At 69.0% G+C, this 3,009-nt stretch carries 2 protein-coding genes; both read right to left on the reverse strand.

Annotated features, from left to right (window positions below; translation table 11 throughout):
- On the reverse strand, positions 1–1,341 hold a 1,341-nt coding region (locus tag VFF46_RS15670), incomplete at its 3' end, for an FAD/NAD(P)-binding protein (RefSeq protein ID WP_325037845.1).
- Entirely contained in the window at positions 1,338–2,654 is a 1,317-nt protein-coding gene (locus VFF46_RS15675) for an NtaA/DmoA family FMN-dependent monooxygenase (protein ID WP_325037846.1), read from the reverse strand. The genes VFF46_RS15675 and VFF46_RS15670, both read right to left, overlap by 4 nt.
- Positions 2,655–3,009 lie beyond the last annotated feature (355 nt).

A 3,009-nucleotide genomic window follows, 5' to 3' on the forward strand; every position in this document is an offset into this window, starting at 1 on the left:
CTGCCCGCCGGTGATCACCCGCGACAACACGCTGTAAACACTGAGCAGGGCGTTGAACACCGCCAGATCACTCGAGTAGGAGGCATCCGCCCGCCGCAACAGGTCGTTCTCGATCAGCCCGACCATGAACTGCTCGAACTCTCCCCGCTCCGCGAAAACGAGCCCGTCCAACGGCCGATCGATCGCATGCCGAACGAACCGATCCCTCGGATCCGGCACAGCCTCCGCAACTGCCACCCCGAATACGTTTTCCGTCAACCCATCTGCCGGCTGGGTCGGGGTTGGGGACCAGGCGTCAAGTGCCGCGGCGAACTGCGCCCACGGGAGGCGGGTGCGTTCTGGGTGGGCGGTGAAGAGCTGCTTGTAGTGGGCGTACGCCAGCTCCTTCTCGATCAGCGGGAGTACGTCGCGATCGAAGTCGAGGGGACCGTCGCCCAGCGCGTCCTTCGTCAGGTAGTGCGTGGCGACGGGCTTGGTGCCGGCGACGGTGTAGCCGAGTTTGGCGTGGTACGGGACACCGCGGCGGGAGCCGACGTACAGGATCGGCTCGTCGCCGGACGGGTGGTACGTGAGCAGTCCGTCGCACTCGTCGTACCAGCCGCCACGGCCCTCGGTGAGCAGCACCATCAGGTCGACGAACGCCTGCCCGAACCCACGCACGATCACCGGCTCCCGCGGCCGCAGCCCGTCCAGGTCGACGTCCGCGGTGTACCCGGGAGGAATGTAGGTCAGCCCCACATCCGCAACCTGCGCCGCCCACGCCGATTCCGATGCCGTCGGCAACCGATCCAGGTAGCCGAGGGCAAGCACCACCGCGTCGGCCGCGATCTCCGTACCGGATTCGAGGATCACCCGCTGGTCCGCGGTCAGCTCGACGGCCCGCTCCCGGTGCATGCTGACGGTCGCGGGGAGATCGCGGAGGACGCGCTCCCACACCCACGCCAGGTACTCCGCCTGCACCAGCCGCGGCGGGAAGTCCATCGGGCCCGGCTGCTCCAGCCCGGCCTTCTCCAGGATCACCGCGCCCTCACCGGCGACCCAGCTCGCGAGGTCCGGCCCCGGCGCGATCGGCCCCTCGCACTCGACCGAGTCGTCGGTGAAGATCGTGACGTCGGACGTCATCGAGTTCATCCACAGCAGCCGCGACTGCTCCCGCCGCCAGATCCGCCCGCCACCCACCGGGTACGGATCGACGACATGGATGTGTACGTCGCGACCCCCGAGCAACTCCTCCGCACCGGCCGCGAACCGCTCCAGCAACCCCACCGTCCGCGGCCCGCCGCCGACGAACACCACCGTCGCCGGCGGCTCCTTCCACGGACGCATCTCGGAAACCGTCATCGCGACAGCCCGAGGTGGTCGCGCAACGTCGTACCGCCGTACTCCGAGCGGAACACGCCGTACTCGCGGAGCAACGGAACGACCCGGTCGACGAAGTCGTCGAGGCCGCCCGGTGTCAGGTGCGGAACGAGGACGAAACCGTCTGCCGCATTTTCCTGAACGTGCCGGTTGACCGCCTCCGCGACCGTACTCGGTGAACCGACGAACGTCTGCCGGTTCTGCTGGTTGATGACCGTCTGCCGCAACGACCACCCGTTTTCCGCCGCTTGCGCACGCCATTCCGCAACGATCGGGAACGGGTCGTTGTACCCGACCCGGCCCTGCGTCACCGACGACCCGACCACCGGGTCCTCGGCCGGCAGCGGCCCGTCCGGGTCGTACGCCGACAGGTCGCGCCCCCAGAGCAGCTCCGCCAGCACCAGCGCGGTCGGTCCGGAAACCTGCTGTTCCCGGATGTACGCCGCTGTCTCGATCGCCTCGGCGTCCGTGTCCGCGACCACCACCGTCACGGCCGGCATGATCTTCAGCGACTCGTCACTGCGGCCGTACTTCGCCAGGCGGGACTTCACGTCCTTGTAGAAGGTCTGCCCGGCCGCGAACGTCCCGTGCCGGCTGAAGATCACGTCCGCGCTCGCGGCGGCGAATTCCCGTCCCTCCTCACTGTCACCGGCCTGGATGATCACCGGCCGGCCTTGCGGCGACGGGGGCAGCCCGAACCGTCCGTGGATGTCGAAGTGCGGGCCGGCGTCCGCGAAGGCCCCAGCGCCCTCGCGGGCGAAGGCGCCCACTGCCTGATCGAGGACGAGGTCGTCGGCGGTCCAGGAATCCCACAGTTTCCGGACGATTCGCAGTGATTCCTGCGCGCGGACGTACCGGTCGGCCTTGTCCAGATAGCCGCCGCGGCGGAAGTTCTCGCCGGTGAAGGCGTCCCAGGAGGTGACGACGTTCCAGGCGGCGCGTCCGCCGGAGACGTGGTCGAGGGTGGCCAGCCGCTTCGCGAGCTCGTACGGCTCGTTGAAGGTCGAGTTCACGGTGGCGGCCAGGCCGAGATGGGTGGTGACCGCGGCCAGGGCGCTGAGCACGGTAAGGGATTCCGGGCGGCCGACGACGTCGAGGTCGTGGATCTTGCCCTTCACCTCGCGGAGTCGCAGGCCTTCGGCGAGGAAAAAGAAGTCGAAGGTGCCGCGTTCCGCGGTTTCCGCAAGCTTCCGGAACGAGGCGAAGTCGATCTGCGAACCGGACGCCGGGTCCGACCACACGGTGGTGTTGTTGACGCCCGGAAAGTGCGCGGCGAGGTGGATCTGCTTGGTCATCGTGCGCTCCCCGAAAACGTGTTCCGCGGCCGCGCCAACCCGAGGCGCCCGCGCAGACTCCAACCTCGCTCGGCGGGCCCCACCAGCCCGCGCTCCCGCAACCGCGGCAGCAACTCGTCCGCGATCAACGGCACATCCAGCTCGAGCGACGCCGGCCGAAGGTGCACCCCGTCAACCCCAGCCGCCGCCCATCCCTCAACCGCCGCAACCAGCCCCTCCACCCCGTCCACATGAGGCCGCACTCCCACAGACACCAACACCAAGGGCCCACCCAGCCGCCCACCCGCTGGCTCATAAGCACTGTCCGCCGTAACAGAAACCGCCCGCCCCATCCCCTCCCCCGCAACCCCCACAC

It is taken from the genome of Kribbella sp. (assembly GCF_035655035.1).
Taxonomy (GTDB): domain Bacteria; phylum Actinomycetota; class Actinomycetes; order Propionibacteriales; family Kribbellaceae; genus Kribbella.